This window comes from Actinomadura physcomitrii (genome assembly GCF_008923205.2).
Classification (GTDB): domain Bacteria; phylum Actinomycetota; class Actinomycetes; order Streptosporangiales; family Streptosporangiaceae; genus Spirillospora; species Spirillospora physcomitrii.
Genome location: NZ_WBMS02000015.1, coordinates 93,685 through 116,761, shown reverse-complemented (window position 1 = coordinate 116,761; position 23,077 = coordinate 93,685). Strand labels below are relative to the sequence as shown.

Below are 23,077 nucleotides of genomic sequence, written 5' to 3'. Positions count from 1 at the left end.
CATCGAACAACCTGGCGTGTCAGACGTCTCAGACAGGCGATAACGCCCGTTGCATGCTCTAGCGTTAGATCCGTCATGCCAGTGCAGCGTGCCTGCGCAGCGGTATGCATCACGGTTGGGGGCCCTCAGACCGACCTTCGGGTCTGGGGGCCTTCATCACGGGGGCTCCTGGCCCGAGGCCTTCTCCACCCGCCTCGCTCAGGCGGGAGCAAGAGCCGGCCCCTGCCGAGACGTTTCGGTCTACGAAGACCAGCCAGACGTGCTGCGCCTACGACGGCGAAGACTGTCAGTGCCTGTCTCTAGTCTCGAGGGTGGCTCAGTCCACAGAGGTTGAGGGGGAGCACGTGGGAGCAAAGTTCGAGTTCGATGAACGAGCGTTGAACCGCCTAGTGGAGAGCAAGCTCAAGGAGATGTCCCGTGAGTTCGAGCGGCTCGTCGAGCGACTGACCCGGCAGCTGCGGGGGCGCCCGGTCGACGAGATCAAGCCCGTCCTGAAGCGGGAGTGGAAGCGGATCGCTGATGGTGATCTGAAGGACCCGCAGCTCACGACAATCGCAACGGCCATCTCCGAAGGGACCAAGGTAGACTTCAACGTGAAGATGTGAACTGGTACGTCCTACGGCGTTACGGCACCGCTGGGAAACGGCAGGGCGGCGCGTAGGGGGTAGGTGGTTTGGGAGGACGGGCTTGATCCGTCCTCGGACACACAATTACCCCATATCTGGCATGGGCCTGGCCTGCGGGCCGGGCCTGTTCTGCTCGCGTAGTCGGATGTCGGTCTTTCCCGGGCCGTAGGTGATGACGACGGTTCGGGTCTTCAGGTGCTGTTCGGCTTCGTCGTGGTCTGGCAACTGCAGGTGGTCGGCGAGGACGTCGAGGAGGCGGTCTTCGCGGACATAGACGATTTTGGGCTGGCCTGGTGTCGGAGGGTTGGCGCTGGTGCGGCCGTGGCGGCAGCGGTAGCCGGGGCGCTGGTTGACCCAGTGCGAGTCCATGCGCCGTCCGCACAGCCCGCACACGACCAGTCCGGATAACCGGTAGCGGCGGTGGCCGCCGTCCGCAGTCGACCGCTTCGCGCGTATGGACTGTACGGCCACGAAGTCCGCTTCGCTGACCAACGGGGCGTGCACCGGGCTGTCGGAGATGATCCAGGCGGACGAGTCGTTCCAGGCCCGGCTACTCGGCGAGTCCGGATCATGGTCGGTGCGCTGCCGGTTCCAGACCTGCCGGCCGGTGTAGCGCGGATTATCCAGAATTGAGGCAATGGTACGCACCGTCCAGCCTTCAGCGGACCTGTGCCGGTTCCGTTCCCGATCCGTGCGGGACGGGCACGGCACGCCCTTTTCGTTGAGGCTCCGCGCGATCGCCGCGAAGCTCTTGCCTGCCCGTCTCGCCGCGAAGATGGACTTGACGACCGGAGCGGTCACCTGGTCCGGCGCCAAACGGTGCAGCCGTCGTCCCCAGCGGGCGTGCGCCTGGTTCGGATGGGGACCTGCGTCCACCAGCCGGTATCCGTACGGTGGGCGCCCACCCATGTACCGGCCTTGTCTGGCGGCCTGCACGCGCATCGCCGCCAGTACCCGATGCCGTGCACGCACCACCTCGCGCTTGGACTGGGCACCCAGGACCGTCATCAACGCGCGGTGCATCGGGTTGCCGGCCTCGATGGGGCCAGCGGCCTCTGGCAGCCACACCTGCACCCCATGTTGCCGCAGCCACGGCAGAAGCTCATCCAGTTGATCAGCCTGGAACGCGCGTTCGTATTCGCCGACCACTATGGCGTCGAACGGGCGTTGCGGCACGCTGATCGCCGCCAGCAGTTCCGCCGCCTTCGGACGTTCCGGCCACGGCACCCGCCGCGACACCCCGACGTCGAAGAACTCCCGCACGATCGTCCCGTGGCCGCGAACCAGGTCCTCGGCCACCTCTCGCTGCCAGCTCCGCGAGGTGGACCGGTCCTGGAACCGCTCGGTGGACGTCCTTCCGTAGAAGGCGAACCGCAGGCCGGCAGGGGTTTCGACGTGCCTGGCGCGGCGCCTGCGGGGGCTTCGGTCTGCGGCCCATGCTTTGACTTGGGAGTCCTTCACGATCAGGCCCGTCCCCTCTCGCCGGTTTCCTCCTCCGACGAGACCAGACGGCAGGTATGACGCCAGATCGGCATCTTTGTTCTGGATCAGCGGCCCGCGCCCGGTGACGGCGAACCCGCCGACGATGGTGACGCCGCGGCCGGGCCGATGAGGGTCATGCCTACTCCGGCTCGTCCACGCGTTCGGGATCCGCCTTCTCGGAGGCGTCCAGGACGTCGAGGTAGCCGTGGACCGCTTCCCACAGATGATTCTCCGGGTAGCGGCCGAACCCTCGGTGCTCCCGCCGCCACTCGCGATTCCAATAGGCGTCGTGGACCGCGCGCAGGCGAGCGAGCGTCCCGGCCAGGTCGGACGCCAGTTGCCTGCGTTGTTCCATCACCGGCGGAACGGAGCGGGCGAGCACATCGAAACGCCGTTCGGCGAGTGCCTGGAATACCTCCTCATCGGGGCCGTCGTGGGACCAGAACCGTACCGGGCCGCGGATGTGATGGTTCCCCACCGGTTCCCGGCGGGGCCGCCACCAGTAGGCGAACCCGCCCTTGTCCAGCCGCAGCTGATCGGCCAGCCACTCCGCGCTGCGGGGATACGATTCCCACGGCAGCTCTTCTGGCGGCAGATCCAGGACGAGCGCCACCTCGACCGCGTCCACCGCCTCGGCCCCTTCCAGGACGTCGCCGAACACATACGCCTCCAGCAGCAACGCCCTCTCCAGCGACCGGCCCTTGAGCGCGTCGCATGCGTCGGCCAGTTCCCGCAGCTTCTCCACTGCTCGTCGGTAGCGCATGAGCCGATGATGAACGATGCCACCCGCCCTAGACGACCGAACACGTGCGACCGGTAAACCCTGCGACCTGCCGCTCAGGGGCGAAGGCCTGCCCTGTCGAGTTTGGCGATGAACGATGTCTTACGCTTGTGCCGGGCGCGCAGATCGATCAGATACGTGGCGAAGCCGGCCTTGTCGCCGGATCGCCGGTAGGCCTCGCCGAGCCGGACGATCGTCTTTACCGCCTTGTTGTAGCGGTACTTGTCACCGGTACTCTCCAGCCGGAGTTCGATGAGGTCCCGGTAGGGCACGAGGACGTCGGCGGGATGGTCGGCCTCACGGAGCTCGATGAGCCGGTACCACTGCGACTCGTGCAGGTCGTTGGGGTGCGCGACCGCAAGCCGCCACGCCTGGTCGAGCAGGTTCTCATCGATCAGCACGTCGAGGAGTTCGGTGGCATACCGGTGGTCGACCTCGGCCCGGCCCCGGATCACGTTCAACGCCGAGTCGCGCAGGCCCGGCCACCTGCCGGCGCGTTCGGCGGTCTTGCGCAGCGCCGCATAGTCGATGTGCATCGTCCGGCGCTCCAGCGCCGCGCGGCGCAGCGCCACCGCCTCCTCGCCCCGGTCACCGTCCAGCAGCAGATCGACCAGCTGGTCCCGCAACCGGTCGGCTTGATGACCCGCCGGATCCCGTGCCAGGCCCTTGCGCGCCCACCGTTCGGCTTCATCGTCGCGGCGGGCCGCCCGTAGCACCTTCACGATCTCGGTGTAGCGGTAGGTTCCGCGCAAGTCCTCTGCAAGCACCGCGACATGCGCGTCCACGTCGCCCGACACGGCGGCCAACTGTTCCCGCAGATCCCGCACGCCCCACGTCACCGCCCACGAGTCCGGATCATCGGTGGCGCGGCGCTCCTCCACCAGCCGGGCGAGTTCGGCGAGGCCCCGCTCCCCCAGCGCGTCCCGGAACTCCGCCAGCCGGATCTCCGGCCAGCCCGGCCCGTCCAGCTGCGTTCTCGCCAGCCACGCCGCCAGCCGGACGGGGTCCGGCGGCGCCGCCGTGCACGCCGCGGCGTACAGCGCCATTAGCTCGCGCAGCCGGTCGCCCACGATCCCCGGCGAGTCGTCCAGATACATCAACGCCGCAGTGACCCGCTCCACCGCACGGCGCGCCAACGGCACCGCCTGCGCCGCCTGCCCGCATCTGAGCAGGTCTCCGATCTCCGCCACGACCTCATCCGCGCGCGCGGCGTACTCCCGGCGTCCCCGGTACGGATGCCGCCGGCGATCCCACCGCAGCCCGTCGATCAACCGCCGCACCTCAATGACCTGCGCATCCGCCATGCGGCCCATTCAAGCCGACCGGCGAAGCCACCGGCATCCGCCACCCCGGCGACCGGCCTCGGGCAGACGACCGGCCGGTCCATCGACGATGAGCCGAAACGCACTCCCCGTCCGGCCCGCCTCACTACGCTGACCGGCATGGCCGGATTGAGCGACGCCGAACTGGACGCATTGGTGGAGCAGGCCACCGTCGACGCCTACGACGAGCACGAGCAGCTCATCGGGTTCCACTGCATGCTGGAAGAGCACCTGGCAGTGCCCTTCCTGACCAGCATCCTTGGTGTTGAGGTGACCGTCACCCAGCTCGACCTGTCCGATGGCGGCGGGATCGTCGCGATCTGCACTCGCGGGAAGCACCGCCAGGCCATCGGCATCCTTGATCTGCCGCTTCCCACGCCCCCTCCGGTAGGTGCCGAATGGATCCACGCCTACCGGCGTTGGGCACCCTGAGCACGAGCGAAGATGAGCACATACCAGTACTACGAATTCCTTGCCGTGGACCAGCCGCTGGACGAACGGCAGCAGGCCGAAGTCCGCGCCCTGTCCACCCGGGCACGCATCACCGCCACCAGTTTCACCAACGAATACCACTGGGGCGATTTCCGGGGTAATCCCCGGAAAATGATGCGGCGTTACTACGACGCGCACCTGTACGTCACCAACTGGGGCACCCATCAGGTGATCCTCCGCCTACCCCGCACACTTCTCCCCCTCAAGGTCGCCGAGCAGTACTGCATCGACCCCCACGTGACCGCCGAAACATCCGGCGAGCACCTCATTCTCGACCTGACCAGCCAGGACGAAGGCGGCGACTGGGTTGAAGGCGCCGAAGACTCCCTGTCAGCGATCGTGGGCGTCCGCACCGAACTCGCCGCCGGAGACCTGCGCCCCCTCTACCTCGCCTGGCTGGCGGGCTACGGAACCTGGGAACGTGACGAGGACGCCTTCGACGCAGACGAGGAGGACGACCTCGAACCACCGGTACCCGCGGGGCTGCGCGCCCTCACCGCCCCGCAGCGCGCGCTCGCCGACTTCCTCCGCCTCGACAATGACCTGCTCGAAGTCGCGGCCCGGACCAGCCCGTCCCTGACCGAGCCCGAGGACGACCCCGCTGAGCTGGCCAGGTGGATCGAGGGCTTGCCTGCAGGCGACCGGAACGCTCTCCTGCTCCGGGTCGTGCAGGGGCAGGGCGCCCAGGTCCGGATGGAACTGCTACGCCGGTTCCGCGGCGAGCCCGACATCGGGCAAGACGGTCGCCCCCGGCGCACCGTGGCAGAGCTCCTGGACACCGCAGCCGAAATCCGCCACGAGCGCGAACGCGAAGCCGAGGCGGCGCGGGCGGCGCAGGAGGCCCGCCGGGAGCAGGAACGCGCGGCGGCCCGCGATAAGAGGCTGGACGCCATCGCCCGCGACCCGGAGGTGACCTGGGCGCGCATCGACGAACTGATCGATAACCGGAAGCCGTTCGACTATGACGTGGCCGTCGAACTCCTCGAAGACCTGCGGACCATCGCCGACCGCACCGGACTGCTCCCGGAGTTCGCCGAGCGCTTCACGCTCCTGCACCGAAAGCACCACCGCAAACCCAGTTTCATCGCCCGCCTCGACCGCGCCGGACTCACCACGGTGCCGTCGTGACCGTCACACCATCGCCGTGAACGGCAGGGAGGCCGCCAGGCGAATCGACCTTTGTGGCGCATCACGATGTCGTCGTCAGCAAAGCCCCCATCCCGTTTCTTTGGAAACCATGAGAAACTCATGCGCACTGCACCTGATACGTTAGACTCGCATGCGAGATGCTCGCATGCGAGTTCAGGCTTGTCGCGCAAGATGGGTGGTTAACCTCCCACCGAGATACGGCAAATATCTCCAATTTGGGCGCGAATGGGCACCGTAAATTGGTCGCGATCACCCCTCGGACACATCATGACATAGTGGGGCAGACCACCATCTGGCCCACCATGTCTTTCTCGGGCGAGGAGACGACGTCCCGCCGCAAGCGGTGGCGAGGTGCGTTAGGAAGGCTGAGGCCTGGAGGCACCCTTCCTAACCGACCCTGCAGGGGAGCCGTCGCCTTCGGCCCAAGAGGTCCCCGGTTCACGGCTTGGCCACGGCCATCAGGACTCGCTCTCCTCCGATGTGTGGACCCCGCCATCTCGGATTTGGCCGCCATCATGGTTACCGGTCCCCGGGCCGAGCGGTCTCGTCGTTGATGGCGTGTGTGGTTTCCTCGACCACTGTCTGGATGATCCGGTCGCGTTGTTCCGTGCCAAGTTCGCCGGGAACACCGTTGTCGTCGATTTCAATGCGGATGGTCCGGATGATGACCGAGGCAGCCGGCGGATCGTTGTGCTTCTTCTTGTGATCTTGGTAGATGGTCCAGGCGAGTGTGGCGACGCTGACGATGAGGCCCCCGAGGGAGATGGGATCGAGGTACTGGTCGCGGCGGGGGGCGCTGTAGGCGCTGTGAAGGGCGGCTTCGACGTCTGCAGGAAGGCGCTGGCCGTACTCGGGCACCAGCCGTGCCGCTGCGGCATGGGCTGCTTGCCGGATGGCGTCGTTCATTTAGTCCTGCTTTCACCGGAGCCGGTCTCGTCCGGCCCGGTCTGGGCGACGTGGGTTTGAATGGACGAGGGAAGGGTGTCTCCGGTGATGGCGCGCCAGAGCGTCTTTAGGGTGTGCACGCCTAGTTGGTGGGTGAGGTGTTTGAGGCGGTCGGGTGCTGGTCCGGTGGCGGGGTGGGGGTAGTGCTCGAAAAGGGCGATGCAGCGGATCGTCCACTCGAGCGCCTGGCGATTGTCCCCACGGATTTCAGCAAGCCGTCCAAGTTGTCCGTAGCTGTTCGCCATGCCAGGTCGGTCGTGTAGCTCTGCGAAGATGGCTAGGGCCTTGCGGCACCAGTCGGCGGCTTGGTCCAAGTCTCCTCGGTGCTGGGCGGTGATACCAATCTGGTGGTACGTGCTGGCCATGCTGGGCCGGTTGCGGAGTCCTTCTTTGATGGTGAGGGCTTTCCGGTACCAGTGGTCGGCCTGATCCAAATCTCCCCTGAGATAAGCGGTGACGCCAAGCTGATGGTAGGTACCAGCCATGCCGGGCCGGTCACCGAGCTCGTCGCGGATATTCAAGGCCTTGCGATACCAGTCGTCGGCCCGGTCCAGTTCGCCACTCCGTTGCGCAGTGTTTCCAAGGTTGTGGTAGACGATGGCCATTCTGGGCCGGTCGCCGAGCTCCTCATGGATCCTAAGGGCCTTGCGGCCCCACCGGTCAGCTTGGTCCAAGTCCCCTCGCTTCCGGGCGGTGATGCCGAGCTCATGGTACGTGCCGGCCATGCCGGACCGGTTGTTGAGCCTTTCTTCAATCGTGAGGGATTTTCGGTACCAGTGTTCGGCCTGGTCCAACTCCCCCCTGAGATAGGCGGTCATACCGAGCTGATGATAGAGAACTGCGATGTTGACGTGTATGTCCTCACTACCGGGTAGCTCCTGATAGGAGTTCAGAAGGGCGCGGTAGGAATGCTCGGCTTGGGTGAGTTGTCCAGCGCGTACCTGCCGGTTGGCCTGGGCATGGGTGAGGAAGGCCCAGAGGTGGCCGGCGGGGGCGTCGAGTGGGGGTGGGGTGCCGGGCGGGTCTTCGAGGACGTGTTGCGTACGGTCGACCCAAGCCCGCGCCTCCTCGTACAGCCCCCGCAGGTTCCAGTATTCGTTGAGAGGCCGAGCGATGGTGTCGGCGTGGGACCAGTGCCCGTGGGTGAGGGCGTGGCCCAGCATGGCCGACAGGTTGCGGCGATGCAGTTCCATCACAGTCACCGCCGTCTGGGCGCTTTCGCTGTTCCACTGTTCGCCCAACCATTGAGCAAAAGCGGCGGATGCGTCCAGCAGCGCCCACATCGCCGCAGCGTACTCGGTACTGAACCCGCCCAGGCTGAGGCGCTGCCAGTGCGCGGTCAGATACAAAGGCAGCGCCGGGTGCAGACGGAACATTCCCGCACCGAGTTCGGACAGCAGCCCGACTCCGGCCGCCCGCTCCAGGATCCCCTGCCACTCGGCGGACGAGAGATCACGCAATCGCTGCGGGCACTTCGGTGATTGGGACAGCAAGGCAAGAACATCACTGTCGGTGATGGTGTGGAAGAGAGCGAGTACCGTAAGGGCCTGCTGGTCGTGCTCGGGCAGGTGGGTGAAGGAGTAGGCGATGCTGGCGGCCAGGTTGGTAGTCCGGTCTTCGTCATCACCTGTTGGCAGCGGCTCGGTCCCTTGGAGCGCGTCGAGCAGCCGCTCCGGGGTGGTGGTATCGAGGAGAGGGAGGATTAGACGCATGCTGAGGGGATGCCCGTCCAGCCAGTGCATGAGGTCCTCGAACGCGCGCCGTTCCCGCTTCGGCCGCGTGCCGGGGTAGGGCGCCAGAAGCTGATTGGCGTAGAGGATGGCTTCGTCGCGGTTCAGGCCCCCTACTTCGATGCGGCGGGTCTGGGGGCCGAGCCAGTCCTCGGGGCTGCGGCTGGTGATCACGATCGCCGAACGGCCCCTGGCGGCGATCCGGTGCAGGAAACCCCTCAGCTCGTCTGCCTCGTCCTGGTCCAAGGGCGGGGTGGCGCCGGTGGGGTCGGGCATGGAACGGACGGTCTCGAAGTTGTCCCACAACCACAACACCCGAACCTCGCTCAACAACCCCTCGACCGTCCTACGCCGCTCCAACCGGTCCAGGGCGGCGAAGTCGTTGCCGAACACCCGCAGACCGAGACTGGTCACCAGACCGTCCAGGCCGAACGAGGAGACACCCGGCTCGAACGAATCCCAGAACACCAGATCAGGCCGGTCGACGCCGCCGGTGTCCCGCCACCACCGTCCGAAAGCCTTGGCCAGCTCCGTCTTCCCCACCCCACCCGGACCATGCAACACGATGACAGGTTGCAGACGCGCCGCCGTATCGAGGGTGAACAGCAGGCCGTCCCGGCCCACGAACTTCCCGGCTGGTGCCAGTCCGTGACCGTTCCCCACGCCATCGTCCTGCATCTTGGCTCGGACCTCGGCCAGCATCGCTTCCTGAGATGTTGGTTGTGGCCGTGGGGTGGTGAGGCCCGGGAAAGAGATGTCGCGGCGCATGTAGTGGACCGGGACCATCCAGTCCTCTAGCGGCAACGGCCCTTTGGGGCTCGGGCGCAGGTTGGAGGTGTGTAGGTGTTGGCGTGCTTTGGTGGCGGCTTCGCTGACGCTGTCTCCGGCGAACAGCCGCTCATAGAAGACAGCCATGAACTCAGCGGCGGCGACGGCGTAGACGCTGTAGGCCATGGCGACCACCGAAGCGGTGCCCTCGCGTAGAAGCCGGGTCGCGACGGCGGCTTCGACCTCGCTGCCGAGTTGCGCCGACTGGCAGGCGTTCAATACGACGACGGGAACCTGGCCGGCGGCCAGGACGGCGGCGACGCGCTCTGCGGGGACGAGGTCGGCGCCGCCTTCGGGTTTCTCGAACGCCAGCATTCCCCGTTCGCCGGCGGTCTCGTACATTGCGGAGCCGCGTCCGGCCGGCAGGACGGGTTCGCGGGCGAAGACGCCGTGGCCGTCGAAATGCACGATGTGGAACGGTTCCCCGCGTTCCACGGCGTCCTGCAGGACCGTCTCGAACTGGGTGAGGGTGGGTGGCCGCAGGACCGTCAGTTCGACCGTGCCGCGGACGGACTCCAAGCGTTCCAGGAGAGGCCGGGCGACCATCTGGTAGCCGACGTCGGCGGTGCCCTCGGGCCGCGACACCACCATCAGCACCCGCAGCCGCGCCCCTGCCGCACCGACGGGTTCGAACGACTCGGTCAGGTCCGCGGACGGCAGGGTCCGGATCATCGGGAGGCCTTCCAGTGCCAGCGGAGTCGGACGGGCCGGGTCGCGCATCAACTCCCACGGCAGACCGAGAAACCGCGCCGACGCCGACTGCAGGACGATCTCCACATCTCTGCGGCTTCTGGCCGCCACGTACGCCTCGCGGGCCGGGCCGGCCTGTCCGAATAGCGCGGTGAACAGGTCGCCGCCCCAGACGTCCAGGCGGTCCCGGATGGCCGCGCCACGGTCCTCGTAAACCGCGAACGGCGCGGTCAGGTACTCCTCCAGATACCAGCGCAAATCCTCAAGAGCCGTATCGTCCAGCGGCCACGGCATCTCCCGGGCCGCGGCCACCTGGGTGGCGAACGCCTCCCCCGCCAAGCGGACCTGGACCGTTACCCGGCCGTCGGCGTCCACGGACACCAGGAGCTGACTCCTGCGACGACCATCTCGCACATCGCACCCCGTTATCGCTCCCAGAAGACCAGCCGCCCCTGGGGGACGTTCACAGCCAACGCAAGATTCTTCACGTTGGGCCGGCTCCAATGTCACCTCGCAGGATAGACATCCATATTCGCCAGAACCCGACTATGGAAACGCACCTTGCGCAGATCGTCCTGAACGAGCATTTCAGCAAGCCCCGAATGACCTCTTCCGGCCAGCCCGGCGGGTCATGCGAGCCCTTCTTGCCGACGTCCACTAAGCGCCCTCTAGCCTGGTACATCCAAGGACCGCACCCTGATCACAGAGCCGGGTTCGTGGGCACTCCTGGGAGAAGGGTCCAAGGGGGTGCTGGTGACCGAACAGGGGAATGATCGACTTCTGATCGACATTGATGATCAGGGGCGGGTGTCGCTATCGGTGTGGTGGCAGGGCGGCGACCAACCTGAAACGGTCGTTGCGGACGCCGAGATGGTGTGGCCACTGGACGGCGAGGCACTCGAGGACCTGCGCTGGTACCTGGAGGACTACCTCCGCCATCCTTACGCCGTCTACTCCGACCGCGGACAGGCCATCGCGGCCAAGATCCCGCGATGGGGCGAGGCGATTCTGCTCCCGCGACCTCATCGACGGCGTCCGCTCGCACCTGGAGCTGGCCGTCCGAGCACACCGCATTGCAGGCCCGCACGTCCCCGCCGTCGCAGCCGCCGTCAGCGAAGCCGCCGGCTTCGCGGCCTGGCTGTCGATGGACATGCTCGACCTCGGCAGCGCCCGCACCTACTACCGCCAAGCCATCACCGCGGCAAAGCTCGCCAAGAACGACGTGCTCGCCGTCTACATGACCGGAAGCCTCGCCGCTTTCGAGATCGACGCCGCCGGCGACCCGCTACTCGGCCTCGCCATGATCGACAAAGCCCGCAAGACGCTGCCGCCCACGGCGGGAAGCACCCCAACCGCCTGGCTCGCCTCCCTCGAAGCGCTCGCGCACGCCTCCAACCCCCACCCCGACGAGCACGCCGCCACACAAGCAATCAAAACCGCCGAACACGCCATCTCCCGCACCGACGGCCCACCGCCCTGGCCCTGGGTCTACCCCTTCGACCTCGCCAAGCTCGCACGCATCCGGGCCTCAATCGCCGTCCGCCTCGGCCAACCCTCCGAAGCGGCCCGCGCCTTCGGCGAATCGCTCCCGACCGCCCAACCGGCACCCAAGCAAGCCGCACTGACCACCCTGGAAGTAGCGACCGCAGCCTGCCAACGCGGCGAGACCGACGAGGCGTTCACCCTCGCGCTCGACGCCCTCAACATCGGCATCGCCTACGGGTCCGAACGCATCATCAGGCAAGCCCGCCAGTTCCGCTACAGCACCGCCCCCGCCACCACGCCTACCGTCGCCCGCTTCGACGACCGCCTCAGATCAACCCTGCTCTAGGAGAACCCGTTGCGCATCGCCATCTCCGGCCACCGCTCCCTACCACCCGCGACCGAAGCCCTGATAGCCGAAGCGCTCGGCGAGGCCCTCTCCCCCATCACCGACGACATCACCGGCCTGACCTGCCTCGCCGACGGCGCCGACACCCTGTTCGCCCGAGCCGTCCTCGCCCAAGGCGGCCAGATCGAGGTCATCGTCCCAGCAGAGCACTACCTCGCCGGCCTACCCGGAGAGCACCACGCCGAGTACCGCAAGCTCCTCGCCCAAGCCACCCAGGTCCACCGCATGCCCTTCACCGAATCCACCAGCGAAGCCCACATGGCCGCCAGCCAACACATGCTGACCCTCGCTGACGAACTCTGGGCCGTCTGGGACGGCCAACCCGCACGCGGCTACGGCGGCACCGCCGACGTAGTCCAAGCCGCCCGAGATTTCAACAAGCCCGTCCGGACCATATGGCCCTCCGGTGCCGCGAGAGGCTAATACTCCAGCCACACTTGGAGATCTAGGTCTAATCGAGATCTCCAAGTGCGGCTGGAGTATTAGTCTGGATCTTTTCCATCGACCAAGTCAGTTCCTGGAGTTTTACCGCCAGCAACCACCGCTTGCACCAGGTGCTGCACTGATTCCACACGTTGCTCTGGCGAAAGGCCCTCGATCAATCTTTCTGCGATGAGAATCTTTGACAATTCAAGAGGATGATTGAAGTATTGCCTACGCTGCTCCGCCGCACCTCGTTGGGTCTTCATAAACGTCCCCCTATGTAGGCCCCCAGGGATCCACCAAAGACGCCTATGCACCGATTTCCCGACTACCCGCACATGACGGGCGGCCCGGCGTGAAGGAGCGGCGGGCGGCACGATCTGCGGGGCACCGCGCGGCCGGGATTCGGCTACTCGGAAACGGCGACGGCATCGGACGCCCGATGGACGGATCAGACCGCGGCCGGTTCGAGGGCCGGAGGAATCGGCTGCTTGAGCGCTCGGGCCACGGTCGGGTAGGTCGCGAGCCCGTGCTCCAGGGCGGCGGCGTCCAGGGTCTTCGCGACGTGGGAGCGAGGGGCGGCGAGGCGCATCGAGACGCCCAGAGCCAGAGCACGGTGCCAGGCGCTGATCAGGACGGATATCCCGGCCGCATCGCAGAACCACAGATGTGACAGGTCCAGCACCAGGATCCGCTGCCCCGGGTACTGCAACTCCAGCAGCCTGTCGTGCAGCGCTGGGGCGGTCAGCATGTCGAGATCGCCTTGCAGGGCTGCGACCGTGTACGTGGACCGGCGCACCACCGACAGCACCACCTGCGGATGAGTGCCGGTATGGCCTTCAAACGTGTACGACGTGTTCATGTTGTCGCTCCGATCACGGTGCGGATCGCGGGCGAACGAAGTCGGCGGAGCGTCGACGTGCGGACGCGGCTTGCGACAGCCCGCCTTCACTTCAACGTTACGAGCTCCGGCGCCTGCTCAAGGGCAACGCCCCGTAAATTCGCCTGAGCGTGGCGCGGTCCCGGCCGTGCGCTGGCCGCCCCACCGGTGCTGGGCCGATGCCGTCGGGCAGCGATCGGGCGGCGGAGCGTTCCCTACCTCCGGGACGCAGGTGTTCGGAATCGCCGCGGGGGCAGGTTCCTGATATCCGACCGGGGGGATACAGATGAGCGTGCAGCCGGACGATCGGACCGGCGCGGACCATGCGCGCCTCGTCGAGGCGATGAACCCGGGCGTCGTGGCCGTCAACGCCGCCGGCCGGATCACGGCCTGGAACCCCCGGGCCCGGCAACTGCTGGGGTACACCCGACAGGAGGCGCTGGGAACCCCGTTGGGCCGGTTCCTGCATCCCGCCGCCGAAGGCGATCTCCCTCCGGGGCAGGACCGCCGCATACTGCGGGCGCTGCGGACCGGTGTTCCCGACCACGCCGACGGCGACCCGTTCATCCATCGCGACGGGCGGCCGGTGACGCTCTCCTGGTCGTCCGCGCCGATCTACGTCGATGACCGGGCCGTGGCCGCGGAAGAGCCCGGAACCGGGACGGTCGCCGGAGCGGTCATCGTGCTGCAGGACGCGGCCGAGCGGCACCGGATCGAGCGGGAACGCCACGACCGGATGGCACAGGTGCGGCGCGCCAACTCCCGGCTGGAACTGGTCGCCGAGATCACCACGGTGCTGTCGTCCACGCTGGACGAGGGCGAGGTGCTGCGTCGGCTGGTCCGGCTGATCGTGCCCGCGCTCGGTGACTGGGCGGAGGTCGACCTGCTCATCCCCGACGGGCGGATCGAACGGGCGGCCGCGACCCACCGCGAACTGTCCCCCGCGGACATCGCCGCCCTGGAAGGGCCGCTGCCGCCGCTCCCGCGAACTCCGCGCGGACCGCTCGCGCGGGTGCTGCACGGCGGCGCGACCCTGGTCGTCGGAGGTGACGCCGCCCGCCCGTATGCCGACGAGCCGCTGACCGCGGCGCAGGACGAGCTGTTCCAGATCATGGACGCCCGCAGCGCGATCATCACCCCGCTGGCGGCCCGCGGCGAGACCTACGGCGCGCTGACGCTCGGCTACTCCCGTCTCGGGCACAGCCACGGCCCGGACGACCGGCTCGTGGTCGAGGACATCGCGCGCCGCACCGGCCTCCTGCTGGCCAACGCCCGGGTGTTCGCCGCGCAGCGCGACACGGCCGAGGCCATGCAGCGCAGCCTGCTCGCTCCCCTTCCCCAACCGGACGATCTACAGCTCCAGGCTCGGTACGTGCCCGCCGCACGCATCGGCTGGGTCGGCGGCGACTGGTACGACGCCTTCCCCCTGGCCGACGGCGCCACCGGGCTGGTCATCGGCGACATCGTGGGCCACGACCTGCACGCTGCGTCCCGCATGGCGCAGGTCCGCAACATGCTGCGGGCCCTGGCCTGGGCCCCGGACGCGTCCCCGAGCGCGGTCCTGGAGCGCCTGGACGCGGTGATGGACGCCGTCAGCGACGCCGAACTCGCCACCGCCGTATTCGCCCGCGTGCAGAAGACCCCCGGCGGCCACTGGCGTCTGCACTGGTGCAACGCCGGCCACCCGCCGCCGCTGCTGATCACCCAGGACGGCGGCACGACCTTCCTCGACGAGCGCGGAATGCTGCTCGGCAACCCCGACCTCACCGGCCGCCGCCCCAACGGCACCTGCGAACTGCCGCCGCGGTCCACGCTCCTGCTCTACACCGACGGCCTCATCGAGACCCGCGGCACCGACCTCGGCGACAGCCTCACCGGGCTACGCCGCCACAGCTCCCGCCTCGCCCGGCTTCCCCTCCCCGGCATGTGCGACCAGCTCCTCGACCGTATGGAGCCCGACGGCGACGACGACGTCGCCGTCCTCGCCCTCCGCGTTCCCGGCTGACCGCCGGCGCCCCGCGCACGGGGCCGGACTGTCACGACGGGGGGCGGTACGGCTGGCTAATCCCCCACCGCGACCCGGCTTGGGAGAAGGATTTCGGGTCGGGCTCTTCTTTGATGGCGCTGATCAGCCTGCAGGTAGATCCTTCGCTGACGACCGCCAGTCTGTTCGCTCTCAGGTACGCGGCGAGGTCGTGTGGGGCGACCGAGCTGGATCCTGCGTGCGCGAGTTGCTGGGTGAGGGCCGTGAGCAGCGCCCGGGGCCGCCGCGTCCACGGCACCTCCCGCGAGCAGCCGGTATTGAAGGGGCAAGGCCGCGAATGACCCCGACACGCCGCAATTCAACGGGTGGTCACCGCTACGGCGGCGAATTTGGAATTGCCGGTGTGGGTTGTTGTCTGGAGGCCTACGTAGCTTGTCGTGGGGATCAGTGTCGGGTCGATGACCTCTAGGACCTTGCGGTCGTTGTCGTAGAGGGTCAGGTTCGAGCCTTCGAGGACGAAACGCAGGCGGTGGGTCTCGCCCGGCTTGATGTCAGAGGCGGCGCCCGCGCCGGCGAGCTTGGTGTTGGCGCCGTCGACCATGACGCCGATGGCGTACTTCTGGTTCCAGGACGCGATCCCGGCGTAGTAGTAGGTGTCGCGGTCGGTGGCGCGGGCGAGGATGACGGTGTCGCGGTCACCGAGGTTCTCGCTCAGCGGGGTGATGGATGCGGACACCTCGTAGTCCAGCGCGTCGATCGGCACGTTGCCCTGGAGGGTCTGCGGGTGGTCCTGCGCGCCGTTGCCCAGAGAGACCGCGGCGCCGTCCTTCACCTCGAAGGACGCGCCGTTGGGGACGTACCACGCCTGCGTCATCGACCACTTGGCCGGGTCGACGATCTCCAGCCGTTCGTTCCAGACCGCGAGGTTGATGGTCTCGTTCCAGCCGGGCCGGTTGTTCTTGGCGTTGTAGTAGACGTGCTCCTTGCCCTGGTGCTCCACGACGAACTGGCGGTAGATCATCCCGTCCTCGGGGCCGCCCGCCACCCCGAGGTCGAGTTCCATGTCGGCGCGGGCGAGGTCCCAGTGGATCCCGTCGCGGGAGAGGAGCTTCCCGCCGCGGGACGGGTAGTCCGCCTGCCAGCCGACGATCCGTGTCTCGTACTGCCCGTTGCTCAGCTTGCGGACGTTCGGGCCGCCCACGCCGAGCGACGCCCAGCCGCCGTCGTTCATCGGACGCAGGATCGGATTGCCCGCGTATTTCGTCCAGGGGCCGCCCGGCTGCTTCGCCGTCGCGTAGCAGATGTACTCGGGCTCGCCGCCCGCCGACGCGATCTTCCCGGCGGTGTACCACATCTTCCAGAGGCGGGCCTTGGCGTCGTAGAGGAGGGAGGAGTTGTAGATCCAGCGGTCCTCCCACGGCATGGTCGTGGTCAAGATGACGCCGCGCTTCTCCCACGGGCCGCCGGGGTTCGTCGCCGTCGCGTAGTGAATCTGGCCGTTGCCGTCACCCGACACCCCGAAGTACGACATGTGCCAGCGGCCGTCCTTGTAGACGACGCTCGGCTGGTTGAGTGCGCCGCGTTCGGACTCGAGGGTGGGCTCCAGCACGGGCTTCGCGGCCTTGGTCCAGTGGACGCCGTCCTCGCTGGTCGCGTATCCGACGGCGTGCAGCGAGCCGTACCAGAGCTTGAACAGCGGCCCGCCGCCCTGCCCGTACACCAGACACGGGTCCTGAAGCAGGGTGCTCTCCCACTCCAGGTCCTTCTCCATCACGACGCCCTTGCGCTCCCATCCGGCGATCGGTCCGAAGTCGTCGCGGAACACCGTCTTCCCACGTCCGGCGGTCCGTGCCGGGACGGCGGCCTGCGCCTGCGGGGCCGCCAGGCCGCCCAGCAGGACGGCCCCGGTGGCGGCGCCGCCGGCGAGGAAGCCGCGTCTGTTGACCTGCGTCATGGGGTTCTCCTTACGGGGGTGAAGGCGCCCTCGGCGTCGAGGGAGGCGGCCGCGGCTTCGATGACGGCGAGGTCTTCCAGGCCCTCGCGTCCCGGCACGCGCGGCTGAGCGCCGCCGGTGATCGCGCCGATCCAGTCGGCGGCGATCAGGGTGTGGCTGTCGTAGTAGTTCTCGGCGCCCCGGCGGCCGGGGCCTTCGGGCGTCCAGATGACGCATCCGCCGGCGTGCTTCTCGTAGTCGACGACCACGTCGAGCCGGCCACCGGACGCGATGATGGTCGCCTCGGCCTGGTCCCACGGCCCGGGGCTGTGCCAGGTGAGGACCGACTGCGCGACGACGCCGCTCTCCAGCCGGAGCGTCAGCGTGACGGTGTCGAGCGCGCGGCCGGCGGACACGGCCGCGGAGACCGAGGCGACGGGACCGCCGAGCTGCCGGATGAGGCTCACCTGGTGGGTGCCCTGGTCGAGCAGGATCCCGCCGGCCGGCCCGTCGCTCTCGCGCCAGCCGTCGCGGACCCACACGCCGTCGATCCGGTAGGCGCGGGTGCTCTGGATGGCGAGCGGGCGCCCGATCCCTCCCTCGGCGAGGACCCTGCGGGCCTCGCGGACGGCCTCCAGGTGCGGGTAGTTCTCGGCGACGGCCAGGACGACGCCCGCCGCGTCCGCCGCGTCGACGATCGCGCGCGCGTCGGCGACGGTGGTGGCGATCGGCTTCTCGACCAGGACGTGGAGCCCGTGGCCGATGGCCTCCAGCGCCACCCCGGCGTGCAGATGGTGGGGCACGCGGATGTCGACGGCGTCGATCCGCTCCGCGGCGAGCGCCTCGGCCAGGGCCGGGTATGCCCGCGCTCCGGTGTGGGCGGCGGCCTGCGCCGCGCGGCCCGGGTCGGGGTCGACGACGGCGGCGAGCGTCGCGGACCCCAGCCCGGGATAGACGTCGCGGGCCACGATCTCCCCCATCGCCCCGCAGCCGACCAGTGCGACTCGTACGGTCATGTGCTCCCTCCCGGGACGTAGAGATCGGCGGGACGGCCACGGACGCAGACGTCGGCCGCGAAGAGCAGGCCTGCGTTCGGCTCGGCGGCGCTCTGCCGGGCCGTGTAGTTCTCCTGCGACGTGGTGATGAAGAGGGTCCGCAGGTCGGGGCCGCCGAAGCAGCAACTGCTGACCTGCCGGGCGGGCACGGTGACGCGGGCGGTGACCTCGCCGTCCTGGGTGAACCGCAGGACCGTGCCCGTCCCCCACATGGCGATCCACAGGCCGCCGGCCTCGTCGATCGTCATGCCGTCGGGGGCTCCCAGCTCGGGGGCGATCTCGAAGGCGACGCCGCGGGAGGCGACCCGCCCGTCCGCGCCGACGCGGACCCGCTCGACGCACTGCGCCGGGGTGTCGATGTAGAGGAACGCGTCGGGGGCGGTCCAGGCGAGGCCGTTGGAGATGGTCACGCCGTGGATCGCGGGCCTGCTCACGTCGGCGGACAGGCAGTGGAGCGTTCCCGCGCCGGGCGTGCGGTCGTTCGCCATGCTGCCCGCCCAGAACCGTCCCAGCGGGTCGCATTTCCCGTCGTTCATCCGCGTGGGAGGGCGGTGCCCGCGCTCGGGCTCGGCGACCGCGGTGAACGTCCCGTCCGGATGCAGCCTGGAGAAGCCGAACTCGGTCGCGACGATCCAGCCATCGCCTGGGTCCGCGCACGGGACGACCGCCCCGACGGCCTGACCCGCCGCGTGGGTATGGGTGACGTGCAGTTCCCCGTCCTCCCATGCCGCGCGGTGGATCAGGCCCTCGTAGATGTCGACCCACACGAGCTCGTCACGGGTGTGGTCCCAGACGGGGCCCTCCGCGTGGTGGGCTCGCTGCCGTGCGCAGGGCACAGCGGTGTAGTCGGGCAAGGTGCTATCCCTGGTAGGTGACGGTGTTGGACACGGCCTTACCGACGTTGGCGTCACCGAGGTAGACGGCCCTGACCGGGTCCCTCTTCTTCAGTTTCGGCAGGTCGACGACGGCTGCGCCATTGTGCAGGACGGCGGTGCCGACCCGCTTGTCCCGCACGTAGACCTCGACCGTGCCGGCCGCCTTCACGGCGTCGGACGCCCCCTTGATGGAGACCTGCACGAGCAGCTCGGCCGCCTTGCCCTTGCCTTGCAGGGTGGCCTTGGCGGTCGCGTCCGCCTGCGTCACGGTCTGCGTGCCGGACGTCGACGAGGGGGCGATCTTGCCGTCCACCCCCAGGTAGTCGGCCTTCACGACGTGGGTTCCTACGCCGAGGTCCGCGGGCAGTGCCGCCGTGACCGTGCCCTGGGCCAGGGTGCGGGTGCCGAGGTCACGCCCGTCCACGCTGAACCGGACGGCGCCCGCGGCGTCGTCGCCCTCGGCCGTCACGTTGACCGTGGCCTTGGCGGGGGCGCCGTACGTCGTGCTCGGATGGTCGATCGTCATCGTGGTGGCCGAGGCGCTCGGCTCGGTGACCGGCCCTTGCGCCCCGGCGAACCGCAGCGACGTGTACGAGTTCGGCTCGAACGTGTACGTCAGCGTGCGCCGTCCCGTGTCGAGGGTCGCCGACGAGGTGCGCGGTGCGATGTTGAGCGGGTTGGTGGCGGTGTTCGAGCCGTTCGTCCGCCCGCTGAGCGTGACGACGCTGACGGTGTCGCTCGTCGGGGTGAACCCGTCGACCGTGACCGTGTACTGAAGGGCCTGCGAGGACGCGTTCACCACGTCCACTGACAGGCTCTTGCGGTCGTCGCTCACCATGGACGTGACGTCGAAGCTCGCCTCGTCCGCGCCGGTCACGTCGGTCCGCACGGCGTTCGGACGGTACGCGCCCGCCTTCATCTGGTGGACGTAGTACGGCGGCTGCCCCCACACCTGGCTCTGGTTCATGAACACCAGGCCCTGGTTCCAGCCGTTGTCGTTCTGCCCCTCGACCTGCAGCGCGTTCGCCGACGAGACCACGTCGACGGCCGGCCGCCGCTGCAGCGCGTTGATCGCGTAGGCGTTGGCCAGGCCGCGCGCCAGGTCGTGACTGTCGGCGTTCAGCTCGAACACGACGACCTTGTACTTCGCGCCGGGGGCGATCTGCCCGAGCTGGTAGGCGTAGCTGTCCAGCGCCTTGATCTGGCCGAGGACGCCGGAGGTCTGGCCCGTCCACAGGTGGATGTCGAAGTCCACCTCGGCGTTGTACTGCTTGGCCAGGTTGAGGATCTTCTGGTGCGCGGCGAGGGTGTTCACCTTGCCGCCGCCGGTGAAGTGGAACGGGTCGGTGATGACGTCGCTGTAGCTGAAGTCGCCGACGACCAGCCGGATGGACGGGTCGCGCGCCCAGACCACGTCGGCGATCGCCTTGAACTTCGTCCAGTAGTCGTCGTTGACGGCGTTCTCGTTGCCGAGTTCGATGCGCTTGACCGTGTACGGCTGCGGGTGGCCGTCCGCGACGCGCTTGGCCCCCCACTCGGTGGTCGCGGGCCCGTACAGGTAGTCCATGAGGTCGGCGATGTCGGACGGCTTCTCGTCGATGTTGAGCGACGGCACCGCCTCGATCCCCATCGCCTCGCCCAGCTGGAGGAAGTCGAAGATGCCCCAGCCGTTGGACTCGTACGGGTACCAGATGCCCTTGGTGACCGGACGGTCGACGGGGTCGCCGACCATCTTCTTCCACTTGTAGTCGGACACGTCGCCGCAGCCGCTGTTGGCGCAGCCGCCGAACCGGATGGCCTGGAGGCCCTGCGCGACCATCATGTCCGCGACGTCCTTGCGCACGTGCAGGCCCTTATAGCGGCCCCAGGTTCCGGGTTCGACGAAGACATAGCCCGCGTCGACCGTGCCGGGCGCGGTCAGCTGGATCGCGAACCTGCCGTGCGTGTCGCTCTCGGACGGCGTCAGCGTGAACGCGTAGGTCTTCCAGCCGGTGCCGGACGTGGTGACGTCCGTCCGGGCGTAGATCTTGCTGCCGTCGGCGCTCTGGAAGCTCACCCGCACCTTCTGCGAGGTCTCCGCGCGCAGCGTGATCTTGCCTTCGTACGGCCGGCCGCCGACGAGGCCGAGCCCCTGCCGGTTCAGCCCGCGGTTCTCGATCCCGATGCTGCCGGTGCCGGAGGAGAACGTCAGGCGCTGGCTCTGCGTCCCTTTGAACGGCGACGCGAACGAGTACGCGCCGGCCGCCGAGCCGCTCTCGAACGAGCGCCACATCCCGCTGACGCCCGGGTCGGACGCCGGCTCCTGGAACGCCTCACCGAAGATCATCTGGCTGTAGATGCCGCCGTAGATCTCGTGGTTGACGTCCTCCATGCCGGTCGCGACGGTCGCCTTCGGCACCTTGTTGACCACGTCGTCGGTGTGCACCGTGATGTCGCGGGTGAGCGCGGTCGGGACGAGCTTCCAGACCTGCCCGGCGCGGCCGTCCGCCCGGTCCCAGAGCTGGGTCGCGGTGCCCGCCTCCGTCTTGCCGTCGGCGGTGGACAGCAGCCGCTCGCCGGTGCCCTGGTTGTTGACGGTCACGGTGCCGTCGCCCTGGTCGTTCAGCCGCCAGTGCTGGTCGGGGAAGGTGCTCAGGTAGTCCCACAGGTGCACGACGGCGCCGTTGCCGGACTGCCCGTTCACCGTGGACAGCGCCTTGCCCGTCCCCTCGTTGACGATTTCGGAGTAACCGCCGCCGATGTCGGCGACCCGCCAGAGCTGGTTGGGGTTGTTGTCGTAGGCGTCGACGGTCATGGGCGGGTCGTCGCCCGTCCGCATCGCGCCGAGGACGTTCCCGCTCGTGACCTCGACGATCTGGTAGGTCTGTCCGGGGTCGGCGAGGGGCGCGGCGGACGCCGTCCCCGGGACCACCGCCACCCCGGCCAGCAGGAGGAATCCGGCCAGCCAGGCGATCAGGCGCTTCAACGCTGTCTCCTTTCGCTCGACCGTGCGCGCAGCCGGTCGGTGACGATGGCGACGGCGAGCACCGCGCCGAGGACGATCTGCTGGTAGTAGGGCGAGACGTGCATGATGACCAGCCCGCTGTTGATGCAGACGAGCAGGATCGCGCCGAACGCGACGCCGAGGACCCGGCCGCTGCCGCCGGTCAGGCTGATGCCGCCGATGACGGCGGCGGCGATGGCGTTCAGCTCCCAGCCGTTGCCGATGCTGGGCTGGCCGACGCCGAGCCGCCCGGTGACGAGGACGCCGACCGCCGCCGCGCACACGCCGCTGACGATGTAGGCGAGCACGACGCGGCGCTCGGTGCGGATGCCGGCGAGGCGCGCGGCCTCCGCGTTGCCGCCGACGGCGTAGACCTGGCGGCCGATGTAGGTCCGTTCGAGGAAGAACCAGGCGATGACGCAGGCGCCGGCGAAGAGCAGCGCGGGCACCGGGATGCTCGCGAGCCGCAGCTGCGCGAGGTTGGAGAACGACGTGCCGACGCCGTCGATCGGGAACCCCTTGGTGATCGCCAGCGCCGCGCCGCGGGCCGCCACGAGCGTGACCAGCGTGGTCACGAACGGCGGCACGCGGATGACGGTCACGGCGAACCCGTGGGCGAGGCCGATGAGCGCGCCCGTCCCGAGCACGACGGCGATGGCGAGCGCCCCCGGTAGGCCGACGTGGACGTTCAGCCACGCCCCCCAGACGGCGGAGAACGCTACCACCGACCCGATGGACAGGTCGATGCCGCCGGTCAGCATGACGAAGCTGACGCCGAGCGCGAGCAGCCCGTACTGGGCGAGGTCCACGCCCATCGTCTGCATGTTGGAGACGCTCGCGAAGTTGCCGTTGGCCAGCGAGAACGCCACCACGAGGACGGCGACCGCCGCGACGACGCCGATCTCCTGGTTGCGGAGGAACTCGGTCAGGGCGGACGGTGCCCGCTCCCCGGCGGGCGGCTCATCCGCGTCCTGCCGCTTGACCGGACCGGTTGTCGTACGTGCCACT

Annotated in this window: 18 protein-coding genes; 6 read left to right on the top strand and 12 right to left on the bottom strand. The window is 68.6% G+C overall.

The features are described from left to right. The first annotated feature begins 311 nt into the window (after positions 1 to 311). Positions 312 to 605 carry a hypothetical protein gene (locus F8568_RS20440; RefSeq protein ID WP_151595177.1) on the top strand — a complete coding sequence of 98 codons (294 nt, stop codon included), beginning with the start codon at positions 312 to 314 and terminating at the stop codon, positions 603 to 605. A gap of 105 nt (positions 606 to 710) precedes the next feature. Here F8568_RS20440 and F8568_RS20435 read toward each other — a convergent pair whose 3' ends face one another. From F8568_RS20435 to F8568_RS20425, 3 genes are all read right to left on the bottom strand, one after another. After that, positions 711 to 2,087 (bottom strand): recombinase family protein, encoded by a 1,377-nt coding sequence (locus F8568_RS20435; protein ID WP_151595176.1) that lies wholly within the window; start codon positions 2,085 to 2,087, stop codon positions 711 to 713. 160 nt (positions 2,088 to 2,247) lie between these two features. Then, positions 2,248 to 2,871, bottom strand: coding sequence for a DUF7711 family protein (locus F8568_RS20430; protein ID WP_151595175.1), 624 nt, complete (start codon positions 2,869 to 2,871; stop codon positions 2,248 to 2,250). A 74-nt stretch (positions 2,872 to 2,945) separates the two neighbouring features. Further along, positions 2,946 to 4,079 (bottom strand): hypothetical protein, encoded by a 1,134-nt coding sequence (locus F8568_RS20425; RefSeq protein WP_202125183.1) that lies wholly within the window; start codon positions 4,077 to 4,079, stop codon positions 2,946 to 2,948. A 45-nt stretch (positions 4,080 to 4,124) separates the two neighbouring features. On the opposite strand from F8568_RS20425, the gene F8568_RS48375 reads away from it, so the two are divergent. Together F8568_RS48375 and F8568_RS20415 are read left to right on the top strand one after the other, a co-directional pair. Next, the gene (locus F8568_RS48375; RefSeq protein ID WP_236008956.1) at positions 4,125 to 4,643 is read left to right on the top strand and encodes a calcium-binding protein; all 519 of its coding nucleotides are present in this window, start codon (positions 4,125 to 4,127) and stop codon (positions 4,641 to 4,643) included. Between the two features lie 12 nt (positions 4,644 to 4,655). Next, complete coding sequence (locus F8568_RS20415) at positions 4,656 to 5,831, top strand: hypothetical protein (RefSeq protein ID WP_151595172.1); 1,176 nt, start codon at positions 4,656 to 4,658, stop codon at positions 5,829 to 5,831. Between the two features lie 540 nt (positions 5,832 to 6,371). Here the strand turns inward: F8568_RS20415 and F8568_RS20410 are convergent. Together F8568_RS20410 and F8568_RS20405 are read right to left on the bottom strand one after the other, a co-directional pair. Then, positions 6,372 to 6,758: a hypothetical protein gene (locus F8568_RS20410; protein ID WP_151595171.1), complete on the bottom strand. Its 387-nt coding sequence runs from the start codon at positions 6,756 to 6,758 to the stop codon at positions 6,372 to 6,374. After that, a complete protein-coding gene (locus F8568_RS20405) occupies positions 6,755 to 10,426 on the bottom strand; it encodes a CHAT domain-containing tetratricopeptide repeat protein (protein ID WP_151595170.1) in 3,672 nt (1,223 codons plus the stop codon). Before F8568_RS20405 ends, F8568_RS20410 begins: the two co-directional genes overlap by 4 nt. Before the next feature lie 763 nt (positions 10,427 to 11,189). On the opposite strand from F8568_RS20405, the gene F8568_RS20400 reads away from it, so the two are divergent. Further along, complete coding sequence (locus F8568_RS20400) at positions 11,190 to 11,876, top strand: hypothetical protein (protein ID WP_151595169.1); 687 nt, start codon at positions 11,190 to 11,192, stop codon at positions 11,874 to 11,876. Between the two features lie 9 nt (positions 11,877 to 11,885). Then, complete coding sequence (locus tag F8568_RS20395) at positions 11,886 to 12,359, top strand: hypothetical protein (protein ID WP_202125182.1); 474 nt, start codon at positions 11,886 to 11,888, stop codon at positions 12,357 to 12,359. A gap of 59 nt (positions 12,360 to 12,418) precedes the next feature. Here the strand turns inward: F8568_RS20395 and F8568_RS20390 are convergent, their stop codons facing one another. Together F8568_RS20390 and F8568_RS20385 are read right to left on the bottom strand one after the other, a co-directional pair. Further along, positions 12,419 to 12,625, bottom strand: a complete 207-nt coding sequence (locus F8568_RS20390) for a hypothetical protein (RefSeq protein ID WP_151595168.1) — start codon at positions 12,623 to 12,625, stop codon at positions 12,419 to 12,421. 185 nt (positions 12,626 to 12,810) lie between these two features. Further along, complete coding sequence (locus tag F8568_RS20385; protein ID WP_151595167.1) at positions 12,811 to 13,221, bottom strand: STAS domain-containing protein; 411 nt, start codon at positions 13,219 to 13,221, stop codon at positions 12,811 to 12,813. 304 nt (positions 13,222 to 13,525) lie between these two features. On the opposite strand from F8568_RS20385, the gene F8568_RS20380 reads away from it, so the two are divergent. Further along, entirely contained in the window at positions 13,526 to 15,244 is a 1,719-nt protein-coding gene (locus tag F8568_RS20380; RefSeq protein WP_151595166.1) for a GAF domain-containing SpoIIE family protein phosphatase, read from the top strand. Positions 15,245 to 15,581: 337 nt separating this feature from the next. Here the strand turns inward: F8568_RS20380 and F8568_RS20375 are convergent, their stop codons facing one another. From F8568_RS20375 to F8568_RS20355, 5 genes are read right to left on the bottom strand one after another with little or no spacing between them, the layout of a single operon-like run. Continuing rightward, positions 15,582 to 17,177: a glycoside hydrolase family protein gene (locus F8568_RS20375; protein WP_160573678.1), complete on the bottom strand. Its 1,596-nt coding sequence runs from the start codon at positions 17,175 to 17,177 to the stop codon at positions 15,582 to 15,584. Further along, entirely contained in the window at positions 17,174 to 18,172 is a 999-nt protein-coding gene (locus tag F8568_RS20370; RefSeq protein ID WP_151595164.1) for a Gfo/Idh/MocA family protein, read from the bottom strand. Before F8568_RS20370 ends, F8568_RS20375 begins: the two co-directional genes overlap by 4 nt. Beyond that, positions 18,169 to 19,065 carry an SMP-30/gluconolactonase/LRE family protein gene (locus F8568_RS20365; RefSeq protein WP_151595163.1) on the bottom strand — a complete coding sequence of 299 codons (897 nt, stop codon included), beginning with the start codon at positions 19,063 to 19,065 and terminating at the stop codon, positions 18,169 to 18,171. The genes F8568_RS20370 and F8568_RS20365 overlap by 4 nt, the downstream gene beginning before the upstream one ends. A gap of 4 nt (positions 19,066 to 19,069) precedes the next feature. Beyond that, positions 19,070 to 22,051, bottom strand: coding sequence for an RICIN domain-containing protein (locus F8568_RS20360; RefSeq protein WP_160573677.1), 2,982 nt, complete (start codon positions 22,049 to 22,051; stop codon positions 19,070 to 19,072). Continuing rightward, a complete protein-coding gene (locus tag F8568_RS20355) occupies positions 22,048 to 23,076 on the bottom strand; it encodes an ABC transporter permease (RefSeq protein WP_151595161.1) in 1,029 nt (342 codons plus the stop codon). The genes F8568_RS20360 and F8568_RS20355 overlap by 4 nt, the downstream gene beginning before the upstream one ends. Position 23,077: the final 1 nt, after the last annotated feature.

What these genes read in the sequence shown, in the direction of transcription:
- F8568_RS20375 (WP_160573678.1), bottom strand. Translation starts at nt 17,177, where the DNA reads ATGACGCAGGTCAACAGACGCGGCTTCCTCGCCGGCGGCGCCGCCACC.
- F8568_RS20430 (WP_151595175.1), bottom strand. Translation starts at nt 2,871, where the DNA reads ATGCGCTACCGACGAGCAGTGGAGAAGCTGCGGGAACTGGCCGACGCA.
- F8568_RS20390 (WP_151595168.1), bottom strand. Translation starts at nt 12,625, where the DNA reads ATGAAGACCCAACGAGGTGCGGCGGAGCAGCGTAGGCAATACTTCAAT.
- F8568_RS20385 (WP_151595167.1), bottom strand. Translation starts at nt 13,221, where the DNA reads ATGAACACGTCGTACACGTTTGAAGGCCATACCGGCACTCATCCGCAG.
- F8568_RS20400 (WP_151595169.1), top strand. Translation starts at nt 11,190, where the DNA reads ATGGACATGCTCGACCTCGGCAGCGCCCGCACCTACTACCGCCAAGCC.
- F8568_RS48375 (WP_236008956.1), top strand. Translation starts at nt 4,125, where the DNA reads ATGCCGCCGGCGATCCCACCGCAGCCCGTCGATCAACCGCCGCACCTC.
- F8568_RS20410 (WP_151595171.1), bottom strand. Translation starts at nt 6,758, where the DNA reads ATGAACGACGCCATCCGGCAAGCAGCCCATGCCGCAGCGGCACGGCTG.
- F8568_RS20370 (WP_151595164.1), bottom strand. Translation starts at nt 18,172, where the DNA reads ATGACCGTACGAGTCGCACTGGTCGGCTGCGGGGCGATGGGGGAGATC.
- F8568_RS20415 (WP_151595172.1), top strand. Translation starts at nt 4,656, where the DNA reads ATGAGCACATACCAGTACTACGAATTCCTTGCCGTGGACCAGCCGCTG.
- F8568_RS20380 (WP_151595166.1), top strand. Translation starts at nt 13,526, where the DNA reads ATGAGCGTGCAGCCGGACGATCGGACCGGCGCGGACCATGCGCGCCTC.